The organism is Trinickia terrae (genome assembly GCF_005144415.1).
In the GTDB taxonomy this organism is placed as follows: Bacteria; Pseudomonadota; Gammaproteobacteria; order Burkholderiales; family Burkholderiaceae; genus Trinickia_A; species Trinickia_A terrae.
On the sequence record NZ_SWJE01000021.1, the window covers coordinates 45,572 to 69,357 of the forward strand.

Here is a 23,786-nt window from a genome sequence, read left to right on the forward strand (position 1 = left end):
GATTACCCATGGAGGGAGCGGAGATGGCAGACCTGGAGATTGCCGAAGTTTTCCATGAGAGCGGCTCGCTGAGATTTCGTTACACCAGATATCTGGTTCCGGACGGAAGCCGGTGGATCAGGCATGGTTTGTTTGTCGCGTATCAGGAGAATGGCGCGATTGCGTCCGAAGGCACCTACGAGCATGGCTTGGAGCATGGTCCGTGGAAGGATTTCCATCCGAACGGACAGCTCGCGGCGCTGGGTCGCTATGATCGCGGAATCGAAATCGAGCCTTGGCAGCACTGGGACGCGGATGGGCGGCCTGAAATCTGACTCGGCGAATTGCGCGACCGTCATCGCTGCGAGTGAATCGCGACGGCTGAGCAGCAGGGCTTGCTATTGACCGTGCTTACAAGGAGCTTCCATATGAAAGCGCAGTGGGATCGAATCGAGCAATGGCTATCGACGAAGGGGTGTCTGGAGCAGATGCGCCTGCGGGCCGGCGCCTCGACGAGCGGGATCGAGGGACTCGAAGCGCACCTCGGCGTGAGATTGTCCGAGAGTCTCAAGGCCTTTCTCTCCGTTCACGATGGCCAGGATGAAACCGTTGGGTTGGTGGGGGGCGAACTGCTGCTGTCGATCGAGGGGATTCGCCAGGAGTGGGATCTCTGGCGTTCGCTCGATGAAGAAGCCATGAACGCCGACAGTGCGGACTTCATGGCGTCCCATCCCGAAGGATTCATCAAGCCGATGTATACCAACCGCTTGTGGATTCCTTTGACGAAGGACTGGGGCGGGAATCATATTGGACTTGACTACGATCCTGATGAGAAAGGCTCGTCCGGTCAGGTGATCCGATTCGGGCGGGACGAGGAGACCAAGCGCCTCATCGCGGATAGCTTTGAGGACTTTGTCGGCAAGCTGGTTTTGGCGGTCGGCGCGTCGGAATGGAATGGCGAGTATCTGGCTATGACGATTTGAGCGCGCGTCGGCCACGATAGCCTCGACTACAAAGAAGCGGGTGTTTGTCGCTGGCCGGCGCAGCAAGCTCTCAATGTACAGACGAGCCTTTAATATGAAAAATCACTCCGACATGCGTGAAGGGGGCGTGTTCTCGGTCTGGATCGGCCAATATCGGACTGAGGAGGCGCTCGATGAATATATGAGCGGCCAGTGGACCCGTGATTTCGGGTTCGCGATCGATCCGCTGGATCCGCCGGAGTTCAATCTTGCGGAAGAGGGCGATTGCCAACTGGACGCATTGGTCGCGGAGATGTCATCGGGCGATCGGCTGAAAGGCGGGCTGGCTGCGGCAACGACAGCTCACCCGCTACCGAAAGCGGCGTGCGTCCTGGTCTTCTACAACTTTCGGTACGACACTGCGCTTCGCGCACGGCGGACGCGAGGCGACATGGAGTTCTTCGGGGTCTTTCCGTACGGATAGAACCGATTGTTCGCCGATTGAGTCGTGTTCTGCACCTCGGCCGCGCGTGTGAAGCTCCTCAAGTCCGCGACGAGGACGAAGGCCTGGACGGCATCGAGGTCGAGCAGGCGGGATGAGGGGCGATATCCCGTGTCCACGCTGATTAGTCGATCACCGCCTCGATAAGGCAAGGGCCGCGCCCGGCGATGGCCGCGCCGAGCGCCCGCTCGAACTCGCGGCGCGTCTCGGCCCGCGCGGCGGACACCCCGAGACCCTTGGCGAGGTCCACCCAGCCGATGGCCGGCGAGTCGAGGTCGAGCATCCGCCTTGCGTTGGGGCCGTCCTGGTCGGCGCCGACGCGCTTGAGTTCATTGTTGAGCACCTTGTAGGCGCGATTCGCGAGGATGATGGTCACGACGTCGAGCTGTTCGTGAGCTTGCGTCCAGAGCGATTGAACCGAATACATGGCGCTGCCGTCGCCGACGAGCGTGATGACTTTCCGCTCGGGGCACGCGACGCTCGCCCCGGTCGCCACCGGCATCATGCTGCCGATGGCGCCGCCGGTCAGGTTCAGGTGGTCGTGGGGCGCGGCGTTCTCCAGAACGTCGTAGTAGAGGATGGAGGCCGTGATCCCCTCGTCGGCGAAGATGGCGTTCGGCGGCATGTGCCTGGCGATCAGCCGCACGATGCTTTCGCTGTCGAGGCGGCCGTCGAGCGAGACGGCGGTGTCGGTTTGCGCGGTGACGCACTCCAGCGCGTCCCGGGCGTCGAGCGCATCCACGAGTTTCTCCATCGCCGCAACGCTGTCCTCATGAGGTTGAGTCAACGTGGTCACCTGGCATCCTTCCGGGGTCAGCCAGCTCGGCTTGTTCGGATAGGCGAAGAAGCTCACCGGCGGCTGCGTGCCGACGAGGACCAGCAGGTCCGTGCCTTGGAGCGACGAGAGCGCCATCTCGCCGAAATACGGAAGCCGCTCCAGCTTCACGCGCCCGACGCCTCGTTCGAGACGCGGGGCAAACGTGTCGCAGACGAGACGCGCGCCCGTTTTGGCCGCGAGCTTGCCGGCGAGCATCAAGCCGCGTCCCCGGAGGACGTCTCCCCTCATCAGAAAGACGGTCTTCGCGCCTTTGCGGATCGACGAGGCGATCCGGTCGATGGTCGCGTCGGATGCCTGCGCGTGCGGTGCGAGGGGCAACGGCTCGGCGACGTCGTCCGCGCTGTCCCATGCCGAGTCGGCGGGAAGAATCAGCGTGGCGATTTGCCCCGGCTTCTCGCGCGCGATCCGCACGGCTTTCGCGGCGTCCGAGCCGACCGACCGGGCGCTCGTCGACGAATGCACCCATGCCGAGACGGGGCGGGCGAACCCGGCGATGTCCGACGATAGCGGGGCATCGTAGCGCGAGTGCGAAGACGCATGGTCGCCCACGATGTTCACGACGGGGCTCGAAGCGCGGCGCGCGTTGTGGAGATTGCACAGCCCGTTGGCGAGACCGGGGCCGAGGTGAAGCAGCGTGGCCGCGGGCTTGTCCGCCATCCGTGCGTAGCCGTCGGCCGCGCCCGTGGCGACGTTCTCCTGAAGGGCGAGAATTGGCCGCATGCCCGGGACCGAATCGAGCGCCGCCACGAAGTGCATTTCCGATGTGCCCGGGTTGCCGAAGCACACGGTCACGTCGCTGGCGACCAGCGATTTCAATAGGCTCTCTGCTCCATTCATGGCGTCCATCCCTTGAGTTCGATCAGCTTGCGATTCGGCGTAGTTCACTCATTCGCCGGTGACGCACAGTACGGCGAGGCCTGAATGAAGAACTGCCAGAAATCCAACAATTCGGCGTAAACCCGAGATTGATTGATTTCTGGCAGTTGGGGATTTGGCATGGCGGGCATTGTGCGTTTCCAGTGACCGAATGCGCTGACCGACATGACGGATTGAGCGCGAGCCACCACACCACTGGAGCGAGACCATGTCCGAACCGATCACCTGCATCGAAGATCTTCGCGCTTTGGCGCAGCGGCGCATTCCGCGCATGTTCTATGACTACGTCGATTCCGGCTCGTACACGGAATCGACCTATCGCGCCAACGCGATCGATCTGCGGCAGATCAAATTGCGCCAGCGAGTCGGGATCGGCCTCGAAGCGCGGAACCTCAAGACGACGATGGCCGGCTATCCGGTTGCGATGCCCGTCGCGCTGGCGCCGACCGGGCTCGCCGGGATGATGAGGGGCGATGGCGAAATTCTCGCGGCACGGGCCGCGCGCAGCTTCGGCGTCCCGTTCACGCTGTCGACGATGAGCATCTGTTCGATCGAGGATGTTTCCGAGCATGCTCCGGGGCCGTTCTGGTTCCAGCTCTATGTCATGCGCGACCGCGCATTCATCGAGCGGCTGATCGAGCGCGCCGCGACGGCCGGCTGCCCTGCGCTCGTCGTGACGCTGGATCTGCCGGTCGGCGGGCAGCGCCACAAGGACGTGAAGAACGGCTTGTCCACGCCGCCGCGCATGACCCTGGCCAATCTCGTCGATATGGCGGGCAAGCCGGGCTGGTCGTGGAGCATCGCTCGCGCCAGGCGGCGCCATTTCGGGAACATCGTCGGCCACGTCAAGGGCGTCGAAGACATGTCGTCGCTGGCCTCCTGGGTGAAGGATCAGTTCGACCCGGCCGTGACCTGGGCGGACGTCGAATGGATCCGGAAACGCTGGAACGGCAAGCTGATACTGAAGGGGATCCTCGATCCGCATGACGCGCGCCACGCGGTCTGCGCCGGGGCGGACGCCATCGTCGTTTCGAACCACGGCGGACGGCAGCTCGACAGCGCGGTTTCGACGGTACAGGCCTTGCCGGCTATCGTGGATGCGGTGGGAAAGCGTCTCGAAGTGTGGCTCGACGGCGGCATCACGACGGGCCAGGACGTGCTCAAGGCCGTGGCGATGGGCGCGCGCGGCACGATGATCGGCCGGGCCTTTCTCTATGGACTGGCGGCGGCCGGCGAGAAGGGCGTGCGGCGCAGCCTGGAGATCATCGCGGCGGAGCTCGATACGACCATGGCCTTGTGCGGATGCACGGACATCGCGTCGGCCGGGCCCGGCATTCTCGCGGCTTCGCCGGCGGGAGTAGACTCGCGCAAGCTTGCTCCATGGCGCTTTGCCGATGCTTACGTGTGAAGAAGAGGAGCAGATAATCCAGTTCAAGCGCCAGTTCAAGCGGCGTCGGGGAAGGTGAAAAATGCGTCTGTCGAAGGTCGATCTGAATCTCTTCGTTGTCTTCGAAGCCGTCTATAGAACGCGAAACCTGACCCGCGCGGCGGAGATGCTGTTCATCACCCAGCCGGCGGTCAGCAATGCGCTGGCGCGCATGCGCAAGGCGTTCGACGATCAGCTTTTCGTGAGCACGTCGAGCGGCATGGTGCCGACGCCCGTTTCGGAAAATATCATCGGCAGGGTCCGCGAGGCGCTGCAGTTGCTCGATTCGAGCGCGCATGCCGGGGGACACTTCGACCCGGCCTCGTCCGAGCGCACGTTCCGGCTCAGCATGACCGACCTCACGGAGGCGCTCCTCTTGCCCGCGCTGGAGGAGGTGCTGCAGCGGCAGGCGCCCGGCATACGCATCGAAAGCTACTTCACGACGCGCAGAGAGGTGCCGGAAGCGTTGGCGAGCGGCGCGGTCAATCTCGCGATCGACGCGCCGCTGATCGACGACCCCGATCTCGAGCAGGAGCCGCTGGGCCGCGACCGGTACGCATGCATGCTGCGCCACGACCATCCTTGCGCCAGGAAGAAGCTGACGATCGACGACTACCTCGGGTTCGGTCATATCCACGTATCGAGCCGCCCTCAGGGAACGGGTCTCGTGGATGCAGAACTGAACAAGCTGGGCCTCAGGCGATCGATTCAGACGCGGGTCCAGCACTATCTGGTCGCTCCGCTGATCGCGATGCGAACCGATCTCGTCCTCACGGCCCCGCTCGTGCTCCTGCAGCGTTACGACGCGCGAATCCTGGCGTTGCCGTTCGATCTTCCGGATCTCGAGTCTCATTGCTACTGGCACCGCAGCGTCACCGCGGACCCGGCGCATCGCTGGCTGCGCGAGCAGGTCGGCAGGCTCATGCGGGACATGCAGTTGTAGCCGGGTGTCACGAAAATTTATTGGCCGCCATCACGACAATAAACTTCCTGAATGACTCGGCGCTGGGTACGCTGACAGCCATATAGAAGCGAGGATGGCATGGCAGAACTCCAGTTCGACATCGACGATCTCACCCGTTATCTGACGGCGCACGTGCCCGGGTTTCAAGGGCCGATGTCCGTCGAGAAATTTCCCGGCGGGCAATCCAATCCGACCTTTCTCCTGAAGGCGCAAAGCGGCAGCTACGTGCTGAGGCGTCAGCCTTCCGGCGCGCTGCTCAAGTCCGCGCATGCCGTCGATCGCGAGTTTCGCGTGCTGTCGGCGCTCGGCAACACGAAGGTTCCTGTCGCCCGTGCCCATCACCTTTGCGAAGACCGCAACGTCATCGGCAGCATGTTCTACGTCATGAGCTACGAAGACGGGCGCATCTTCTGGAACCCGGCGCTGCCCGAGTTGCCCGTGGAGGAGCGCGGCGCCGTCTATGACGCGCTGATCGGCACGATGGCGGCGCTCCACGACGTGGATATCGACGCAGCCGGACTGTCGGACTACGGCCGCCCCGGCAATTATTTCGCGCGTCAGATCGACCTCTGGACCAAGCAATATCGCGCCGCGCAGACGGATACGCTGGACGCGATGGAGTCGCTGATCGAGTGGCTGCCTACCTACTGCCCGGAGGAGACCGGAAAGCCTTCGCTCGTGCATGGCGACTTCCGTATCGACAACCTCATTTTCATGCGCGGCGCGCCGCAGGTTCGCGCCGTTCTCGACTGGGAACTCTCCACGCTTGGCAATCCGCTCGCTGACATCGCGTACCTCTGCATGTGTTTGCGGCTCCCGCCTCATGGCCATATCGCCGGCCTCGCAGGCTTGAATCTCGCGGCGCTGGGGGTGCCGGACGAGGCGTCCATCGTCGAGCGGTACTGCGGGCTGCGGGGAATGGCGCCGATCGAGAACTGGAACTTCTATCTGGCGTTCAGCTTTTTCCGGCTCGCGGCGATCGCCCAGGGGGTGAAGAAGCGGGCCTTGAGCGGCAACGCGTCGAACGAGAAGGCGCGGCAGGTGGGGGAGATGGCCGGGGCGCTCGCGAAGATGGGCGTCGACCTGGTCTGAAGTCTGAATACAGTCAGGAAACCGGAACGTAAGACGACATATCGAGGCTGATCGTGACGACGAATTTGTTCGACCTGAAAGGAAAGATTGCGTTGGTGACCGGCGCCAGCCGGGGCATCGGTGCGGAGATCGCCAAGCTGCTCGCCGAGCAGGGCGCTCACGTGATCGTGTCGAGCCGCAAGCTCGAGGATTGCCGATCCGTGGCGCGCGAGATCGAGGCGGCGGGCGGGAGCGCTGAAGCGCAAGCGTGCCATGTCGGGCGCGTCGAGGACATCCACGCGATCTTCCAGCATGTTCGCGCGCGGCATGGGCGTCTGGACATCCTCGTCAACAACGCGGCGGCGAATCCGTACTATGGACACATTCTCGACACCGATCTGGCGTCGTTCGAGAAGACGGTGGAGGTCAACCTGCGCGGCTACTTCTTCATGTCCGTGGAGGCGGGCAAGCTGATGCGCGAGCACGGCGGCGGCGCGATCGTCAACACGGCTTCGGTCAACGCATTGCAGCCCGGCGACAAGCAGGGGATCTACTCGATCACCAAGGCCGCCATCGTCAACATGACGCGCGCATTCGCCAAGGAGTGCGGTCCGTTGGGGATTCGCGTGAATGCGCTGCTCCCCGGATTGACCAAGACCCGCTTTGCGGGAGCATTGTTCGAAGATCAGGCCACGTATGAAGACTGGGTATCCCGCATTCCGCTGCGGCGCCATGCGGAACCTCGCGAGATGGCGGGCACCGTGCTTTACCTCGTGTCCGACGCAGCGAGCTATACCAATGGAGAGTGCGTCGTCGTCGACGGCGGATTGACGATCTAGCCGCGTGGTCGTTGCGCGGCGTCGATCGGATACTGGAGAAATGGAAATGGATTTTGCGTATAGCCCGAAAGTCGAAGCGCTGTGCACACAGGTGCGCAGCTTCATGGATGCCTGCATCGTCCCGCGCATCCGGCAATGGCACGACGAAGTGGGTGCGGGCCGATATCCGGTTTCCTTCATGGAGGAGTTGAAGGAACGCGCGCGTGCAGAGGGGCTCTGGAATCTTTTCCTGCCGCATCTGCGCGATGACGAGCCCGGCACCCGCCTGACCAATCTCGAGTACGCGCCGCTGGCGGAAATCATGGGACGCGTACCGTGGGCGTCGGAGGTGTTCAACTGCAATGCGCCGGACACCGGCAACATGGAACTGCTCCATATGTTCGCCACGCCCGCCCAGCGTGAGCAGTGGCTCGAGCCCCTGCTCGACGGCAAGATCCGCTCGGCGTTCGCGATGACGGAGCCGGCGGTGGCGTCGTCGGACGCGACCAACATCACGACGTCGATTCGCCGCGACGGAGACGACTACGTCATCGACGGCCGCAAGTGGTTCATCACGAACGCGGCTCACCCGAATTGCAAGCTCTTCATCGTGATGGGCAAAACGGATCCGGACGCGCCGAGCCACCGCCAGCAGAGCATGATCCTCGTGCCGGCCGATGCACCCGGCGTCAAGCTGATCCGCAATATTCCGGTGGTCAATCACGTGGCGCCGGAAGGGCACTGCGAGATCGAATTCAAGGGCGTACGGGTGCCGCGCTCGAATCTGCTCGGTGAAGAGGGCGGCGGCTTTGCGCTCGCGCAGGCGCGTCTTGGGCCGGGACGGATTCACCACTGCATGCGCTCGATCGGCGCCGCGGAATTGGCGCTCGAGTTGATGGTGGAGCGGGCGCAGGCGCGTACGGCATTCGGAAAGCAGCTGCACGAGCACGGCCCGGTCGGCGAGTGGATCGCGAAGTCGCGCATCGAAATCGACCAAGCCAGGCTCCTCGTGCTGAAAGCCGCGTGGATGATCGACAACGTAGGCGCGAAGGAGGCACGCAAGGAGATCGCGATGATCAAGGCGCTCGTGCCGAGCGTTCACACGGCGGTCTGCGAGAGGGCGATACAGGTATTCGGCGCGATGGGGCTGAGCCCCGATACGCCATTGGCCGACAGTTGGACGTGGGGGCGTGCGCTGCGGTTCGCGGACGGTCCCGACGAGGTCCACTTGCAGAGCATTGCGCGCATGGAGGTCAAGGCGCGGCGCCATGAGCCGGGGAAAGACAATCCCTACCTGACGCCGCTGTTGTAAGGCATCGAGCCGGTTTGCGCCAACGCAGTCTCCGCTGCGTTGGCGCGACGCTCGGCATTTGCCGTCAGATTTCCTCCGACAGCAGCCGCGTTTCTTCCGACGGCGCTGCGACGAGGATGCTTTCGAAGCTGTCCATCAAGCTGGACACGGCATATTGCGGGGACCAGAGCCCGCCCGCTTCGCCGTTGTCGCGGCTCGCTTCCCACGCCGCCAGCGCAGCATTGCCGTAGATGCCGACGAGCGAAAGCCGGTGATCGACGATGGCCGGCGGAAGGTCGGAAAGCAGGTCCCGGAGCTGGGCGTTGCAGCGCTGATAGCCCAGATTCCATTTGTTTTCCAGCGCTTCCCGCAAGAACGCGCGGTTGTTCAACTGCAAGTTGGCGATCATGCGGATGTAGGTCGCCTGACCCGTGCGATCCGCGAGATCGAGCATCGGAAAGAGCAGCGCGCCCAATACCGTTCTCACGCTTATCCCTCCCTCCGTCTCCAGCTTGTCGAGCCGCGCCTGACGGTCTTCGTCGATCAGGCGCGCGCCGTCGACGATCAGCTCGCGCGCCAGTTCGAGCTTGTTTCCGAAGTAGTAGCGCAGCGAGGCGCTGTTTCGCTGTCCTGCGGCGGAAATGATGTCCTGCACCGACACCCCGTCCAATCCACGCAGCGCGAACAGGCGTTGCGCTTCTTCCTTTAAGCGAGTCCGTGTTTCCGCCCCGTCCGAGCGAAGGGTTTTCCCTGACGTCGTCATTACTTTACCGTGTCGAGTTAATTAACTACACTGGATTAACTAACCCAGTAGGAGAAACTTAGCATGAAAGTCGTAGTTGTCGGAGGAGGCATTGGTGGCTTGACGACCGCTCTGGCGCTGCTGCGCCAGGGCATCGAGCCGATTGTACTGGAGCGTGCCCCGCAATTGACCGAGGTCGGAGCGGGCGTGCAGATCGCCGCGAACGGCACGATCGTGCTGCGGGAATTGGGGCTTGAGCCCGCGATGGCGAAGATCGCGACGGTGCCGGAGCGCTTCGACTACCTCGAGCTGTCAACGGGGCGTCTCCTGTACGTTGCGCCGTTGGGCAAGGAAGCGGCGGCGCGTTACGGCGCGTTGCTCTACAACATTCACCGGGCCGACCTGATCGACCTGCTCGCCAAGGCTTTGCCGCCCGGCGTGGTCCGGCTGGGAGCGGAATGCGCATCCATTTCCCAGGACGACGACGGCGCCTGGGTCACGCTGCAAAACGGCGAAGTGATTCGCGGCGACGCCGTGATCGGCGCGGACGGCATCCACTCCGCCGTCCGGACTGCCCTGCGCGGCCCCGAGGAGAAGCAGTTCGCCAACATCCTGATGTGGCGCTCGCTGATCCCCGCCGACCGGCTCGCCGGCCTGAAGTTGCCGGTGGCGGGGAACAACTGGTTCGGCGTGGGCAGGAACATCGTCTCGTACTGGGTTCGCAAGGATCTCTACAGCATTCTTGCGTCGGTGCCGGCAACCGAAGTGAGCCGCGAGTCGTGGACGCAGTCGGGGGACGTCGCGCAGCTGCGGCGCTCGTTCGAGGGGTCCGAGCCGAGGGTCCAAAAGATGCTGGAAGCCGTGGACTCGGCGTTCATCACGGGGATGTACCACCGCGACCCGATCGAGCACTGGAGCACCGGGCGGATCGCCCTGCTCGGCGACGCCGCGCATGCGATGGTGCCGTACCTCGCGCAAGGCGCCTGCCAGGCGATCGAAGACGCGTGGGTTCTCGCCAGCTGCCTCGCGAACCATGGCGAAGCCGGTGTTCAGGACGCGCTGCTCGAATACGAACGGCGCCGCCAGCCGCGCACGACGCGGATTCAGGCGGGTGCGCGGTTTGTCGTCGATTGGGCGCACGAGCCCGACGAGGCGCGCGTGCGCCAGCGCAACGGACGCTTGAAGGGACTCTCGCGCATCGATCCGTTGGCCGAGGCTTCGTGGTCGTTCGCCTGGGGGCACGACATCCTCGCGGCCGCCAAGCTGCCGCCGGGCGAGGTCGTGGGCCTGAGCGCGGCGCGCGAAGGAAAGCGGATGGCGCGCCCCGAGAGCCAGCGCGCTTTCGATCTCTGGAAGGGTGTGTTCACGCCTGATGACATTGCTCGCGGCGACCGGGGGCAGCGAGCCGCCTACGAACGGTTCCTGCTCGAGCAGTTCCCCGCGCCGGCGGGCACCGAGGCGACGGACGTCGATCTTCACGGCGTGAGCGCGCTGCGAGTGGTTGCACCGGGATCCGCGCAAAAGGCGAGCGCGACCGCATTGCACTTCCACGGCGGCGGCTACGTGCTGGGTTCGGCGAAGAGCTCGGTCGAATACGCAAGCCGTCTTTCGCGCGCCCTCAACGGGCCGTGCTACACGGTCGACTATCGCCTCGCGCCCGAGCATCCGTATCCGGCGGCATTCGACGACGCGTTCAGCGCCTATCGCGGCTTGCTTGCCGCGGGTGTCGATCCGTCGACGGTGTTCCTGAGCGGCGAGTCGTCGGGCGGCGGCCTGGCGCTGGCGCTGGCCGCCGCGTTGCGGCGCGCGGGTCTGCCACTGCCGGCGGGCGTCATCGCAATCTGTCCGCTCACCGACCTCACGCTTGGCGGCCCTTCCGTCATGGCGAATTCGGGAGACGACCCGGCCGCGAATCGCGAGACGCTTTCCAACCTCGCCGCCTCCTACTTCCAGGGCCACGAGCCGACCGATCCGATGGTGTCGCCGCTGTTCGCCGACCTCGCGGATCTTCCGCCGGTATTTCTTTCGGCCGTGGAGGGCGAGGTGCTGGAAAGCGACACGACTCGCTTCGCCGAGCGGGCGAGGGCAGCCGGTGTGAACGTGAAGTTGAAGAGGGTGGCCGATTCGGTTCACGTCTTCACGCTCTTCCCGTTCCTGCCGGAAACCGCCGAGACGCTCGAAGAAATCGGCCAGTGGAGCCGCGAGCTTCTCTAGAAGTAGAGAGGCGCATCCGCCTGGCGCGCGGCGCTTGGTGGATGCAAGCAAACGGTTTCAAGGCGCCACGCCCTATCACTGCATCTCGTCTTATGCCCGGAGCAGACATGACGGCAATCTCCCCGCGTCGGCCGGCCGACGCGCCGCGGCAGCTATCCGCGCCGCAGACATCGCTGTACGCGAATCTCGAAGTCTCCGCGAACCGCCATCCGGAAAAGGCCGCAATCCTTTACTACGGCAGCACCGTGAGCTACCGGCAACTGCGATCCGAAGTCGATGCGCTGGCCGGATTCCTGCAGCAGCATTGCGGCGTCGCCCGGGGTGACCGCGTCGTGCTGTACATGCAGAACAGCCCGCAGTTCGTCATCGCTTTCTACGCGATCCTGCGCGCGGATGCGGTGGTCGTGCCCGTCAATCCGATGAACCGTGCTGCGGAGCTGCAGCACATACTCGAAGATAGCGGGGCGAGCGTTGCCTTCGTCGGCGAAGAACTCATGGCGCACATCCGGTCGCTGCCTGGCGGCCGGGTGAACCATGTGATTTCTGCGCGCTATGCCGACTATCTTCGTGATCAGACCGACTTGCCGTTGCCCGAGGTCCTGACCTCCTCGGCCGGGCCGTGGCCCCATGCGGAATCCGTCGACGGCCACACTGCGCTCATCGCCTGGAAGGACACGCTCTTAAGCGCGTGCGTACCGCGCGGCCACGAAGCCAAGCCCGAGGATCTCGCGGTCATTCCCTATACCTCCGGCACGACCGGCCGTCCCAAGGGGTGCATCCATACCCATTGGAGCGTGATGCATTCGACGGTCGCGTGCGCGCGATGGCCGAACCTTGCCAACGAGAGCGTGATGCTGTGCTCCGTGCCGCTGTTTCACGTCACCGGCATGCAGAATTGCATGAACATGCCGATCTTCATCGGCGCCACGATGGCGATCATGACCCGCTGGGATGCGACATGCGCCGCGTACTTGATCGAACGCCATCGCGTCAGCACCTGGGTCACCGTTCCCACGATGCTTATCGACCTGCTGAATCTCGCGGACGTCGACCAGTTCGACCTGAGCTCCATCACCTACCTGAGCGGCGGCGGCGCCGCGATGCCGCAGGCTGTCGCGCAGCAGATCCAGGCGCGTTGGGGTGTCCCGTACGTGGAAGGGTACGGCCTCACCGAGACGATGGCGGCGACCCACATCAATCCGCCGAAGCAGAGCAAGCAGCAGTGCATGGGGGTGCCGATCTTCAATACGAGTTCGCTCGTGGTCGATCCCGAAACGCTCGCGCCGCTCGGCGAGGGCGAAACCGGCGAGATTCTCGTCAGCGGGCCGCAAGTATTCGACGGGTATTGGAAGTCGCCGGAAGCCACGCGAGACGCGTTCGTCGTGATCGATGGGAAGCGGTACCTGCGCACCGGAGACCTCGGTTACGTGGATCGCGACGGATATTTCTTCGTCGTCGACCGGCTGAAACGCATGATCAACGCCTCCGGCTACAAGGTCTGGCCGGCCGAAGTCGAGGCCATGCTGTTCGAGCATCCCGCCGTGCAGGAAGCGTGTGTGATAGCGACCCAGGATGCGCGTCGAGGCGAGTCGGTCAAGGCGGTCATCGTGCTTCGGAACGGTGAGCACGCGACGGAAGAAGACATCGTGTCCTGGGCCCGCGAGCGCATGGCGTCCTATAAGGTGCCGCGCGTCATTCAGTTTGCCGACAGCCTGCCTCGCACGGCGAGCGGAAAGATTCAGTGGCGGCTGTTGCAGGAAGAGGAAACGCAAAGCCGCAACGCTCAATCCGAACGCCGCCGGCTGGATTGACCTGTTGCCAGGGTTATCCCTCACGCCTTCTCAAGGCGATGGAATAAGGCGTGCCGCGGCGGTCGATGCGCTCGCGCCGCGGAATGTAAATTTTCTGGCAGTTGCGGCCGGGGTTTCCGGGCAACGTGTGGCTGTGGGCGCCATGCTTTGGCCGGATCTGGCTGTGCCGGCTCATTTGATTGCACAACAAGAAGACATCAGGCGCTCGTGCTCAGGGAGCAATCGATAGTTCGCAGATGTAGTTCATATCGTTCGCATAACGACATAATCATAATATCCGGAGTTTATTTATGAGGAAGGTTAGGAGATTGCTTGGAGCACGGTATCGGCGCAAGGCCGGCCTGTTGGCCGCCATCGCGTCTACTGCGACGCTGTATTCCGTCTCGTCGGCCGCACAGTCGTCGGTCACGCTTTACGGGCTTGTCGATACGGGCATTCGCTACACGACGCATGCGGATCGGCAAGGCGATTCCCGCGTCCAGATGACCACCGGCGAAAGCGAAAGCCACTTCGGATTCAAGGGAGTGGAAGACATCGGCGGCGGAACGAAGGTCGTATTCCAACTCGAGGATCGCTTCTTTCCGAACTCGGGGCAGACCGACCCCGCCTATCCGTACTTCAACACGGCGTTTGTCGGCTTGCAGTCGAGCAGTTACGGAAAGTTGACGATGGGGCGTCAGATCAACCCGCTCGCCGATGCCGTTCTGAGCGCCTTCATCACCAATCCGTGGCTGCCCACCTTTTACCAGTTTCGGCCGGAAGTCACGATGGCCCAGGGCGTGTGGACCAGCAACATGGTCAAGTACGCCGCGCGATGGCAATACCTGACGGCCGAGGTGTCGTACGCGTTCGGCGGCAATGCAGGCGCCTTCGGCGCGGGCAGCCAGATCGGGGCATCGCTGATCTATTTGCCCGGCCAGCCGTTGCGCCTTGCCGCCGCGTACCTGGACTCGCGCGATGCCGTGAACGGTTCCGCGCACCTCAAATCCTGGACTGCCGGCGGCTCATATTCGTTCGGCGCTACGACGGTCACTGCCGGCTGGGCCGTGAACAGGCAGGACGCCGGGTTCCAAGGCAATTTCCCCAATGGTCCATTCAGCGCGCCGGAATTGACCGCGCTCGAATTCAACACGTTCACTTCCCGGCAAATGTTCTTTGGCGGCGTGTCGCAGCAGATCGCGGACTCGATTCATCTTTCCGCGAATGTGTGGCGCACGATTCAGACCGGCAAGACGCAAGCGGCCAACGGCAACGCGACGCAATTCCAGCTGCTCGCGGACTACTACTTATCCAAACGCACGGACACCTATCTTGAGGCCGACTACTCGCTGTATCGCGGCGGCATGGTCGGCGCCCAGTTCCAAGGCGTCAATGCGCTGAGCTCGGCGTTCGGCACGACCCAGCTGGGCATCATGGCTGGTGTGCGGCATATGTTCTAAGGAGATGCCGGGATGACGAAGGAGCGATCACTGGTAATCCTGGAACGACGAAAGAATGTCCTTCGAACATATTTCGATTCGGCCATACCGGAGAGCGATCGCTCCTTTTTCGGCCATTGCCTTGAGCTCCAGCGAGAGCGTCTGCCGAGTGATGCCGAGCATCATCGCCAGCGTGTCTTGCGAGACGCTGACGTCTTGGCGGCTTTGCGGCCACTTCGTCACGTCGCCCGATGCGAGCTGCAGAAGGCGCCGGGCGATGCGTGCGCGCGTCGAGTGGAGGGTGGCGTCTTCGATGATGCGATAGAGCCAATTCATGTGGATGGACTGCAACTCGTTGATGGCCCCGAGAAACGTTTGACTCTGCATCAGCTCGTCGAAGGCGGGTGTCCTGACCATCAAGACGGTCGCGCGCTCGATCGCCACGACATCGCGCAGGCGTGGCTGACGGCTGGTCATCGTGGTCTGGCCGAACCAGTCGCCGGCTTCGATGACGGCCAGGATCGCTTCCTTGCCGTCTTCGCGAAGCGTCGATGCTTTTAGCCTGCCGCTGTTGAGACCATAGAAGCCGCTCGGCGTATCGCCCCGGTGGAATAGATATTCGCCCGGGTGCAGCGTGACCAATTCGCATCGCTGGATAAGCGCTTCCTGCTCGGCCGCGGGCAATGAGCAGAACCATTGGTTGGTCCGTATCTCCTCGGACGTGTCGGTCATGAGCGCCATGTGAGTTGCATCTTTTTGGAAGGTCGCCTCGAACGGCGGATTCAGGCTGCTGATCGAGGGGATCAAATCATTCTATACGTGCGGAAAATTGCAACGCAAGGCGGGCAAATGGGGGAGAGAAACCCTTTCGATTGACCCTCCAGGCAATGAACACTTTTATTACGCAGATGGCTAAAAGGGATCCAATATGAGCACCACGACTCTTTCAAAACTCTTGGACGCGGGAATATGGCAGGGGCGCCTTTTCACAGGCTCGTGGCAAGAGAGCGCCAGCGGGCAGGACGTGATCGAGCCCGCCACGGGCCAGAAGCTAGGGCGCATCGGCATGGCCGGCGCGGCGCTCGTCGCCGAGTCCGCCGCCACCGCGAGCGCTGCGCAAACGGCGTGGGCAGCGCTGCCGTACGACGAGCGCGCGGCCGTGCTGCGCCGCGCGGCGCAGCTTGCCGAAGCGCACTTTGCGGAGATCGTCGAATGGGTGATGTGCGAAAGCGGTTCGACACGCGTCAAGGCGGAATTCGAGACCTCCGTGACGGTCAAGACGCTGCATGAAGCGGCGGGATTGCCGTCGCGCGCCGCCGGAGAGGTGCTGCCGTCGGTTCCGGGGCGCCTTTCGCTGGCCCGGCGCCGTCCGCTTGGCGTGGTCGGCGTCATCTCGCCGTTCAACTTCCCTCTTTATCTTGCGATGCGCGCGGTTGCGCCGGCGATTGCACTGGGTAACGCGGTGGTGCTCAAGCCCGATCCCCGGACTGCCGTCTGCGGAGGCTTTGTCGTTGCGCGGCTGTTCGAGCTTGCGGGTTTGCCGGCGGGCGTGCTGCACGTATTGCCGGGCGACGGCGCCGCGGGTGCCGCGCTCACGGCCGATCCTCATGTCGCGATGATTCAATTCACGGGATCGACGGAGGCAGGCCGCAAGGTGGGCGAGGCAGCGGGCCGGCACTTGAAGAAGGTGTCGCTGGAGCTTGGCGGCAAGAACTCGCTCATCGTGCTCGACGATGCCGATATCGATCTGGCCGTCGCCAACACGGCATGGGGCGCGTATCTTCATCAAGGCCAGATCTGTCTCGCGACCGGGCGCGTACTCGTGCAGCGCGGCATCTACGAGCGCTTTGTCGAAAAGCTCGCCGCGAAGGCCAAGGGGCTCACGGTCGGGAATCCCGCAACCGATGACGTCGCGCTGGGACCGCTCATCAACGCTCATCAACGCGACCACGCCGCTCGCGTAGTGAAGGATGCGGTTTCCGCAGGTGCCCGGCTCGAAGCCGGCGGCGGCTATCGCGATCTGTTCTTCGAGCCGACGGTGCTCTCCGCCGTGACGCCGGAAAATCCCGCGTTCAGGGAGGAGATCTTCGGGCCGGTGGCCGTCGTGGTTCCGTTCGACAGCGACGAGGATGCGATCAAGCTGGCCAACCAATCGGAGTATGGGCTTTCGATGGCGATCGTTTCCGCCAACGTCGGACGCGCGCTTGCAATCGGCGAACGTTTGCGCACGGGGCTGCTGCATATCAACGATCAGACCGTCAACGACGAAGTCATCAATCCGTTCGGCGGCGTCGGCGCATCGGGCAATGGAACGAGTGTCGGCGGCCCGGCGAACCTGGAAGAGTACACGCAGTGGCAATGGCTGACCGTGAAGGGCGAAGCGCCGCTCTATCCGATCTGAGCGGGCGGTCCGGGGGCAACCGGCGCCACAGGGCTGCTGATGACAGCGTTGAGGCCTGCGATCCCATTGCTCGGGGACCAGTTTTCGGTGGTCACCTCGATGATGTTAATGAGCACGTCGGCGGGATCGACGCCGGGGTCGGCCTGAAGATTTGTGACGAGGCGCTCGTAGAAGCGCTTCTTTTCGTCAGCGCTTCGTGGAGCGTCTCGTGGATTCCCTCGAGAACGGCGGTGCGATAGGGCGCAGGCTTGCCGCTGCGCATCGATACATGGGTCATGGGCATGGAAGGCTCCGATGGGTCATTGCTCGAACCCATCTTAGGTGCGTCGACCGATGCCATTAAAGGATCCTTCCTCATTGTTGCGATGAGGTTTGCAAATCATTGGTGTGATTCGCAGACATCGTTGCAACTGAAGTGTGATTAATCCAGCGTCAATTGGTTGGCGAATCCAAGATTAATATAAACCCCGCCGAAACGGGGCAGAATTCTCGATCTAATGTTCAATCCTTGAGTAGTTCGTCAAGCTCCTTTACCCGGCTCTGCGTAATGTTCGCCATACATTCCCAAAAGAAAATATAGCGTTCCGCCGCTTCGCCCATTGAGTAGGTTTCGCTATAACACTCGTTGTCCCGGTACGTCGCCCAAGCATTCTGCGCCTTCTCGGAGTAAGGTGACGCCCAAGCTGGCTGATGTTGGAGATTTAAATGCGGCCAAATGGTGCGCGAATCCGGTAGGTAGATATTGGCGCGTGTCTTTTCCTTAGCCCCCCGATGCGGGGGGGCATGACCAAATATCCGAGTAGGCGTAATGAAGCCGAGGTGCTAGTTATCTCTGGGCGGCTCGATTTCTATAGAGTCCAAGGTCTCCTTAATTGAGGTTGCTTTTCGCAAATCACTCCCAGTAATTTCCCGATGATTGGCATCGAAGAATTTTATATTCGTGTCTATTATTAGAGTAACAGGGATGTCTCCCTTTTGGCTGTGCCAGATTGCATTAAATCTATATGGTCCCATACGTGCTCCGCCCATATGTGGCATCGTCGGGCTATCAATTCTGGTTCCCCAGCCAGTATCTGCAACTGTAAACGACTGTGTTATAAATCTCTCGAAAAATGGACGTGCTTTCATCATGGGGGTGATATCCGCTGTAAAGCTAACGGATCCGTCTGCGTAGGCGAACGGAATTAATCCAATGCCGAGGCAACCTGTAAGTATTGCGCCTGAAAGATATTTTCCGATCATCATTTAATCATCTCCGGATGCCGATATATTTAACCTTGCGTTGCGTGTTATTTACTGGTCCACTTTCCCACGCCGCCTGTATGGCTGCGCCGGCGCCGACAAAATTGTCGATGTGGTGCCCAATAATTGCACTTCCGGTGTCATCTGCGAAGCGACGGCCGACCATCTCAATGTCTACCTGAGCGTGCTTTGGAATTACATTTGGATCAACCGCCACTGAATGATTCTCTGTGACCGGACCATAAGCGCCTTGCACTGAATCGGTATAAGAAAATACAACGCCGTCCGGATTGTCCAGATAATCTCGATTGCCGCGATTATTGCGATGCCATCCCGAGTTTGCCTGGGTTGGTCGAATATATCGACCGTTTGACGCCTTCCCTGTGCCTTGCATGACTACGCCGCGTGCACTATAAAGAAAGTCTTTTTTGTGATAATCATTTGTGCCGCGAGCGAAGGCAGGCTCCCCAGCAAAATCACTTTCAAAGCAGACGTGATATCCGGTGATAAGGAAAGCGCTTTCGTACCACGCTTCTTCTAAATTTATTGACAAGGTTTTGGCTGCTATATCTTGATCGATGCAAGAAATAGTTAAATCACCTGGTTCGCGCGACTCGAGTATCAAAATCGCGCAGCCACTTGAATCGGTCGGCCCCCCGACCTTGATTGTGTCATGGGTGCGGCTACTGGAAATGGATAAGGTGCGTCCTGCTAGCGCATTGCCGCTAAGAGTCTTTACTGTCACCCTGATCGGCAAGCGATATAGGACTTTTCCATGTTGGACTCGGGAGGAAGACGGGATAACAGGCAATTTATCCCCAAGGAGATTGTCTGGAATTTCCCATGAGAGAGTATTTTTTTGCACCTTAACAACCACCATAGAGTTCGGCGTCGTATTCGTCACAGCCGAATCATGTACGGTATGCCATTCTGTAGTGTCAGTCATTTTCCGGTCCTAATTTGAATTTTTAGCCGTGGTGCTTCTTTCGTTAGTACTCGGTGGCGCGCCGCCGACAACTTGACTGTTCCCGCCGTTGTCAAGTGGATCGCCTTCGACCGCAACATAGTGGATGCCAGTCATTTGCCCCCCAGTGACGACGTCGCGATGTCGATACGAATCCGCGTCGCGTCATCCGTATCGATACGCTGCGTGCGCCCCCGGGAATCGGTTGTTCCGGTAGCAATGATTTTAGAACCTGTGCAAACGCGGTAACGCACGCCAATTATTGGCTGGCCCGCATGGTCGGTTAGCGTGAATTGTTCGTCATAGGTAAGCCTTTGTACGGGGGTTTCGGCAACCGACGCGACCTTTTCTTCACCCCGGTCATGAATCATCCATTTGCGCCCATACACCGCAATGATCCTGGGAGGATCGGCGCACTTGCAAAGAACAATATCGCCGCCTACCGCTTGCCTTCGTCCGCCGTTCACGAGATCAACCATGCGTTGCCGATCATTCACGCCAGCACCGTAGGCAATAGCGCCGGTGCTATTGCACGCCGAGCAATAGGCTTCGTCTCCGATAAACGCCATGCGGCGGTATTTGCCATCGTCACCCTCGATCGTGCCAGCCTGTTTGTACGCAAATACGCGGCTGCCTTTGCCGCTTGTCAGTGGGTCATCCTCGACCGCTGCATAGTAGATGCCAGTCAATTTCGCCTCTCCATGGTTATGCCGCAACGCGGTAACGCATGCCCGTTAATGACACGCCTGTGTGGGCAGTTACCGCACGTCGCCTGATCGCCGTGAAGCTCGATCTTTCGGCCGTCGTCGTGAATCGTCGCAGTGAGCGCAACGACTTTGCCGCCCGTAGTTGTTTCGTCGCCGTGCCGCACAATAGGAACACGCATGGCGACTCCGTTATTGGCGCGTTAGCGCAACGCCGTGTTCGTCAATGGGAACAAAGATGGTGGACGTTCGCGGATCGCGATGGGGGCTGTCGGTAATCACGTCGCCGTTATCCAGCAGACTGCCAACGACCGCATACCGGTTCTGAGCATTGCCGGGCATGCCGATACCCGTGATGATGCGTGCGCGGCTTCCGTCCTGATACTCGACAAAATCGCCAATGCCCGCAGCGTTGCGGTGCGTCCCTTCGACTTCCCATGTGGTCGACACCTCACGCACGATGCCGCCTCGCGCGGTCGTTGCGCCGCGCACGGCGAAGCGATCCAGGGGTTTGCGCGGCGGCGGTGTCCAGTTCGCATCGAACAGGCCCGGCACCGTTTCATCGTCGGCGATGAAAACGCCCATGTCCAGGTGTCCCCACGGTGTTTCGATGATCCAGTCTCCGTTGCTCAGACGACTGCCGACAAGTGCCGCGGCCTGGTTGTCAAACACGGCGGCAGATCCTGCGCCGTCCACGATGACGGCTTCGCTTCCATCGGCGTAGGTCACAACGTCTCCCACCCGCGCGACGGGAAGACCACAAATCGTCGCCTTATCGCCGCTAGTGACGCGACCGCCGCGCTCAGTGAGCGCGCCCACTGTCGCGAAGCGATACAGCACTCCCTTACGTTCCTGTTCCGACATTTCAAAACCTCCCACGGGATAGATGAAAAAGCCGGCCAGCAAAGCGACCGGCGCACAAGCGACGGCTCGGCCGTCGCCAACTCAAAATCCTCGGTGGAGATAGTGGCTGCAGGAAATCAGAAAATGATCAAAAAGGGGTGCGAACAATGCGAATTGCATAAACACACGAACGCGGTTTGATATCCGACAATTTCTGTCTGATGTGGCGAATTATTCGCACGGTCGAACCTTGCCCCGAACATCTACAAGTCCGCGCAATGCAGACCCCTTTGTTTCCGCGCCCCCAAATTGCCCGAAAAGGCTCACCGTGCGTGACCTATAGCGCCGGTCACGCGGCCGCCTTGCGCGACGCCCTGCCCCCCAGCCGCCCCCGCGGTTCTCCCCCATTCAGGGGGTACTCCCCAAGTCTCGACGCCCCGATGATTGTCACAACCGGATGTCGCAGCAAGCCGAGAAAAACAACGAGATCAGCGTTCGCTCGGCATCCATTTGGGACCGCCGCGGGCTTGGAGTAAGTGCTGAAGCACTTACTCCGGCCGACACAGGAGATATCGATGCAGGACGAAGCCAAGATGACCGATTCCACCGCCTATGCCTACCCGTTGCTGATCAAGCAGCTCTTGCTCACGCCGTTCGCTCAGGCGCAAGACCAGGAGATCGTCTACCGGGGCCAACTGCGGATGACGTATGCGACGCTGCGCGAGCGTATCGGACGCCTCGCCAACGGCTTGAGCCAGCTTGGCGTGCGGCACGGCAGCACGGTCGGGGTCATGGATTGGGACAGCCACCGCTACCTCGAATGCTATTTCGCCGTGCCGATGATGGGCGCCGTCCTGCAGACCGTGAACGTGCGTCTTTCGCCGGCGGAAATCGCCTACACGATCAATCACGCCGGCGCTGAAGTCCTGCTGGTCCACACCGATTTTCTGCCTGTCGTCGAAGCGATCAAGGACAAGCTGGAAACCGTGCGCGCGTTCATCTGGATCGACGAGCCGGGGAGCGTTGCCGGCGCGCACAGCATTCCCTTCTCGGCTGAATACGAAGCGATGCTGGCGGCGAACAGCGCGAGCTACGCGTTTCCGGACTTCGACGAGAACACGCGCGCGACCACGTTCTACACCACCGGCACGACCGGTCTTCCGAAGGGCGTCTACTTCACGCACCGGCAACTGGTGCTGCACACCATCACCCTCATGGCGGCGCTGGCGAGCCCGGTCTCGGGACAGCGTTTCCATCGCGGCGACGTGTACATGCCGCTCACCCCGATGTTCCATGTCCACGCGTGGGGCATGCCGTATATCGCCACGGTGCTGGGCGTGAAGCAGGTCTATCCCGGGCGCTATCAGCCGGACCGGCTCGCGCGATTGGTGCGCGACGAGGGCGTGACGTTCTCGCATTGCGTCGGCACGATCCTGCACATGCTGCTCATGTGCGAGGAAGCCAAGGCGACGGACTTGAGCAAGTGGAAGATCGTCATCGGCGGCGGCGCGCTGCCGCAAGGTCTCGCCCAGGCGGCGGTGGATCGCGGCATCGACGTGTTCGCCGGCTACGGGATGTCCGAGACGTGCCCGGTGCTCAGTCTCGCGCAACTTCCGCCCGGGGCCGAAGCGCTCGGCGCCGACGAGCAGCTTCGCTTGCGCTGCAAGGCCGGCCTGCCCGTTCCGCTCGTGGATCTTCGCGTCGTCGACGAGAGCATGGGCGATCTCGCCCACGACGGCAAAGCCAGCGGCGAGATCGTCGCGCGCGCGCCGTGGCTGACGCAGGGCTACCTGAACAATCCCGAGGCTTCACAGCAGCTTTGGGCCGGCGGCTATCTCCACACGCAGGACATCGCCAGCATCGATGCGACAGGCAACGTGCAAATCACCGACCGTCTCAAGGACGTAATCAAGTCCGGCGGCGAGTGGGTCTCGTCGCTCGAGATCGAAAACCTGATCTCGCAGTACGAGGGCGTGTCGGAGGTGGCCGTCATCGGCATCAAGGACGACAAGTGGGGCGAGCGGCCGGTGGCGCTGGTCGTGCTCGAGGAGGGCGCGGCCGTCACGGAGGAAGACATCAAGCAGCACGTGCTTTCGTTCAGCACGTCCGGAAAGATCTCGAAGTACGCGGTGCCGCAGATCGTGAAGTTCGTCGACGAGATCGGCAAGACCAGTGTCGGCAAGATCAACAAGAAGTCGCTGCGCGAGCAGTTCGCCTGACCGGCAAGCCCATTTCCAGGAGTGCAAGCGATGAGTATCGGGAATTACAGCGTCGCCACCCTCGGCGACTTCGCGGGTCGTGAACTGGGGGTGTCGAACTGGGTGGTGGTCGATCAGGCGCGCATCGATGCGTTCGCCGAATGTACGGGCGACAAGCAATGGATTCACGTCGACGTCGAGCGCGCCAGGCGCGAGAGTCCGTTTGGCGGCACGATCGCGCACGGCTATTTGACGCTGTCGCTGCTCGCGAGCCTCGCGATCGAGATCGGCTTCGTGCCCAAGGATGCAAAGGCCGGCCTCAACTACGGTCTCGACAAAGTGCGTTTCATGACACCCGTGAAGGCGGGCGCGCGCGTGCGCAGCCGCGTCACGCTCGTGTCGGTGGAGAACAAGGGCGGCGGACGCATCCTCATCAAGGCGATGAACGAGCTGCAGATCGAGGGCGAGGACAAGCCGGCGCTGGTCGCCGAAACCCTCGCGATGCTGGTCGCGTGAACGTGC

Annotated in this window: 23 protein-coding genes and 1 pseudogene; 14 read left to right on the top strand and 10 right to left on the bottom strand. The window is 62.0% G+C overall.

Annotated elements, in window-relative coordinates; all coding sequences use genetic code 11:
* Positions 1–23 precede the first annotated feature (23 nt).
* The 3 genes from FAZ69_RS29515 to FAZ69_RS29525 all read left to right on the top strand — a co-directional run bounded on the left by FAZ69_RS29515 (position 24) and on the right by FAZ69_RS29525 (position 1,425).
* Positions 24–314: a toxin-antitoxin system YwqK family antitoxin gene (locus FAZ69_RS29515; protein WP_136898630.1), complete on the top strand. Its 291-nt coding sequence runs from the start codon at positions 24–26 to the stop codon at positions 312–314.
* Between the two features lie 93 nt (positions 315–407).
* Positions 408–962, top strand: a complete 555-nt coding sequence (locus FAZ69_RS29520; RefSeq protein ID WP_136898631.1) for an SMI1/KNR4 family protein — start codon at positions 408–410, stop codon at positions 960–962.
* 94 nt (positions 963–1,056) lie between these two features.
* Positions 1,057–1,425 (top strand): immunity 22 family protein, encoded by a 369-nt coding sequence (locus FAZ69_RS29525; RefSeq protein ID WP_169708807.1) that lies wholly within the window; start codon positions 1,057–1,059, stop codon positions 1,423–1,425.
* Between the two features lie 11 nt (positions 1,426–1,436).
* Here FAZ69_RS29525 and FAZ69_RS34120 read toward each other — a convergent pair.
* Together FAZ69_RS34120 and FAZ69_RS29535 are read right to left on the bottom strand one after the other, a co-directional pair.
* Positions 1,437–1,562 (bottom strand): annotated as a pseudogene (locus FAZ69_RS34120) (LysR family transcriptional regulator); the annotation flags it as partial.
* 5 nt (positions 1,563–1,567) lie between these two features.
* Positions 1,568–3,118, bottom strand: a complete 1,551-nt coding sequence (locus tag FAZ69_RS29535; protein ID WP_136898633.1) for an acetolactate synthase large subunit — start codon at positions 3,116–3,118, stop codon at positions 1,568–1,570.
* A gap of 247 nt (positions 3,119–3,365) precedes the next feature.
* Here FAZ69_RS29535 and FAZ69_RS29540 point away from each other — a divergent pair, with 247 nt between their 5' ends.
* From FAZ69_RS29540 to FAZ69_RS29560, 5 genes are all read left to right on the top strand, one after another.
* Positions 3,366–4,565: an alpha-hydroxy acid oxidase gene (locus FAZ69_RS29540; RefSeq protein WP_136898634.1), complete on the top strand. Its 1,200-nt coding sequence runs from the start codon at positions 3,366–3,368 to the stop codon at positions 4,563–4,565.
* Between the two features lie 61 nt (positions 4,566–4,626).
* Positions 4,627–5,526, top strand: coding sequence for a LysR family transcriptional regulator (locus tag FAZ69_RS29545; RefSeq protein ID WP_136898635.1), 900 nt, complete (start codon positions 4,627–4,629; stop codon positions 5,524–5,526).
* Positions 5,527–5,625: 99 nt separating this feature from the next.
* Positions 5,626–6,639 carry a phosphotransferase gene (locus FAZ69_RS29550; protein WP_136898636.1) on the top strand — a complete coding sequence of 338 codons (1,014 nt, stop codon included), beginning with the start codon at positions 5,626–5,628 and terminating at the stop codon, positions 6,637–6,639.
* A 53-nt stretch (positions 6,640–6,692) separates the two neighbouring features.
* On the top strand, positions 6,693–7,457 hold the full coding sequence (locus FAZ69_RS29555) for an SDR family oxidoreductase (RefSeq protein ID WP_136898637.1): 765 nt from the start codon (positions 6,693–6,695) through the stop codon (positions 7,455–7,457).
* A 46-nt stretch (positions 7,458–7,503) separates the two neighbouring features.
* Entirely contained in the window at positions 7,504–8,748 is a 1,245-nt protein-coding gene (locus FAZ69_RS29560; RefSeq protein ID WP_136898638.1) for an acyl-CoA dehydrogenase family protein, read from the top strand.
* A gap of 64 nt (positions 8,749–8,812) precedes the next feature.
* Here FAZ69_RS29560 and FAZ69_RS29565 read toward each other — a convergent pair whose 3' ends face one another.
* Positions 8,813–9,490, bottom strand: a complete 678-nt coding sequence (locus tag FAZ69_RS29565; protein ID WP_136898639.1) for a TetR/AcrR family transcriptional regulator — start codon at positions 9,488–9,490, stop codon at positions 8,813–8,815.
* A gap of 63 nt (positions 9,491–9,553) precedes the next feature.
* Between FAZ69_RS29565 and FAZ69_RS29570 the strand changes: the two genes are divergently transcribed.
* From FAZ69_RS29570 to FAZ69_RS29580, 3 genes are all read left to right on the top strand, one after another.
* Positions 9,554–11,683, top strand: a complete 2,130-nt coding sequence (locus FAZ69_RS29570) for an alpha/beta hydrolase fold domain-containing protein (protein WP_136898640.1) — start codon at positions 9,554–9,556, stop codon at positions 11,681–11,683.
* A gap of 107 nt (positions 11,684–11,790) precedes the next feature.
* Positions 11,791–13,494 carry a long-chain-fatty-acid--CoA ligase gene (locus FAZ69_RS29575; protein ID WP_136898686.1) on the top strand — a complete coding sequence of 568 codons (1,704 nt, stop codon included), beginning with the start codon at positions 11,791–11,793 and terminating at the stop codon, positions 13,492–13,494.
* 290 nt (positions 13,495–13,784) lie between these two features.
* Positions 13,785–14,933, top strand: coding sequence for a porin (locus tag FAZ69_RS29580; protein ID WP_136898641.1), 1,149 nt, complete (start codon positions 13,785–13,787; stop codon positions 14,931–14,933).
* 27 nt (positions 14,934–14,960) lie between these two features.
* Here the strand turns inward: FAZ69_RS29580 and FAZ69_RS29585 are convergent, their stop codons facing one another.
* Positions 14,961–15,653, bottom strand: coding sequence for a Crp/Fnr family transcriptional regulator (locus FAZ69_RS29585; protein ID WP_240702519.1), 693 nt, complete (start codon positions 15,651–15,653; stop codon positions 14,961–14,963).
* 187 nt (positions 15,654–15,840) lie between these two features.
* On the opposite strand from FAZ69_RS29585, the gene FAZ69_RS29590 reads away from it, so the two are divergent.
* Positions 15,841–17,313, top strand: a complete 1,473-nt coding sequence (locus FAZ69_RS29590; protein ID WP_136898642.1) for a benzaldehyde dehydrogenase — start codon at positions 15,841–15,843, stop codon at positions 17,311–17,313.
* Here FAZ69_RS29590 and FAZ69_RS29595 read toward each other — a convergent pair.
* From FAZ69_RS29595 to FAZ69_RS29620, 6 genes are all read right to left on the bottom strand, one after another.
* On the bottom strand, positions 17,301–17,609 hold the full coding sequence (locus tag FAZ69_RS29595; RefSeq protein ID WP_369407768.1) for a tautomerase family protein: 309 nt from the start codon (positions 17,607–17,609) through the stop codon (positions 17,301–17,303). The two genes, FAZ69_RS29590 and FAZ69_RS29595, sit on opposite strands and share 13 nt — an antisense overlap.
* A 205-nt stretch (positions 17,610–17,814) precedes the next feature.
* The gene (locus FAZ69_RS29600) at positions 17,815–18,123 is read right to left on the bottom strand and encodes a lysozyme inhibitor LprI family protein (RefSeq protein ID WP_136898688.1); all 309 of its coding nucleotides are present in this window, start codon (positions 18,121–18,123) and stop codon (positions 17,815–17,817) included.
* A 12-nt stretch (positions 18,124–18,135) separates the two neighbouring features.
* The gene (locus tag FAZ69_RS29605; protein ID WP_136898643.1) at positions 18,136–18,558 is read right to left on the bottom strand and encodes a hypothetical protein; all 423 of its coding nucleotides are present in this window, start codon (positions 18,556–18,558) and stop codon (positions 18,136–18,138) included.
* Between the two features lie 4 nt (positions 18,559–18,562).
* The gene (locus FAZ69_RS33625; protein WP_206171247.1) at positions 18,563–19,501 is read right to left on the bottom strand and encodes a 3D domain-containing protein; all 939 of its coding nucleotides are present in this window, start codon (positions 19,499–19,501) and stop codon (positions 18,563–18,565) included.
* Between the two features lie 131 nt (positions 19,502–19,632).
* Positions 19,633–20,208, bottom strand: coding sequence for a PAAR domain-containing protein (locus tag FAZ69_RS29615; protein ID WP_136898644.1), 576 nt, complete (start codon positions 20,206–20,208; stop codon positions 19,633–19,635).
* Between the two features lie 207 nt (positions 20,209–20,415).
* The gene (locus tag FAZ69_RS29620; RefSeq protein WP_136898645.1) at positions 20,416–21,087 is read right to left on the bottom strand and encodes a PAAR domain-containing protein; all 672 of its coding nucleotides are present in this window, start codon (positions 21,085–21,087) and stop codon (positions 20,416–20,418) included.
* A gap of 554 nt (positions 21,088–21,641) precedes the next feature.
* Between FAZ69_RS29620 and FAZ69_RS29625 the strand changes: the two genes are divergently transcribed.
* Positions 21,642–23,285: a fatty acid--CoA ligase gene (locus FAZ69_RS29625; protein ID WP_136898646.1), complete on the top strand. Its 1,644-nt coding sequence runs from the start codon at positions 21,642–21,644 to the stop codon at positions 23,283–23,285.
* Between the two features lie 30 nt (positions 23,286–23,315).
* Positions 23,316–23,780, top strand: coding sequence for a MaoC family dehydratase (locus FAZ69_RS29630; protein ID WP_136898647.1), 465 nt, complete (start codon positions 23,316–23,318; stop codon positions 23,778–23,780).
* The last annotated feature ends 6 nt before the right edge of the window (positions 23,781–23,786 follow it).